Here is a 592-nt window from a genome sequence, read left to right as displayed (position 1 = left end):
CAGGCGGGCGAGCCATTCCTTCTTCGCCTGCGCGAACGCGTCGTAAATCGATTTCGCGATCCACGGATGCTCCGCCAGCACCGAATCCTTCACCACGATCGTGCCGTGCATGGGATAAACGCCGGTGCGTGCGTAGTATTCGGTTTCGAGTTCGGTGGCGTTCGGCAGCAGATCCGGGTAGTCGGCTTCGACTTCCTTCCAGCCGCCGGTCGGCGCACCCGTGCGGCCAATGCCGGCCGCAGCGGCAAAACCCGCCGACAGTTCGCCCGATGCCATCATTTCGGCGAGTGAGCTGCCTTGCGGCGCGTGAATCACGTTTTCCGGCAACTTCAGTTGCTGCACGTGTTCTTCGTCATCGACCACCCAGGTGACCTTCGACGAATCCAGACCGAACTCGTCGATCAGCACCTGACGGGTCCACACGCCGGTCGTGACCGAGTACGCGCGCACGCCGACTTTCTTGCCTTCCAGATCTTTGGGCTGCTTGATGCCAGCGTCCGGGCGAACCAGCAGACCACCGTGGTGAAAGCGGCGTACTACGAAAATCGGCAGACCGACAAACGGCGCGCCGTATGCGCGGGCGATGATGTAA

Annotated in this window: 1 protein-coding gene; it reads right to left on the bottom strand. The window is 62.0% G+C overall.

The features are described from left to right. On the bottom strand, positions 1 to 592 hold a 592-nt coding region (locus LMG28727_RS33915; protein ID WP_201646652.1), incomplete at both ends, for an ABC transporter substrate-binding protein.

The organism is Paraburkholderia metrosideri (assembly GCF_904848625.1).
In the GTDB taxonomy this organism is placed as follows: domain Bacteria; phylum Pseudomonadota; class Gammaproteobacteria; order Burkholderiales; family Burkholderiaceae; genus Paraburkholderia; species Paraburkholderia metrosideri.
Note: the sequence above shows the minus strand (reverse complement) of the source record. Positions and strands in the feature narration are given on the sequence as shown.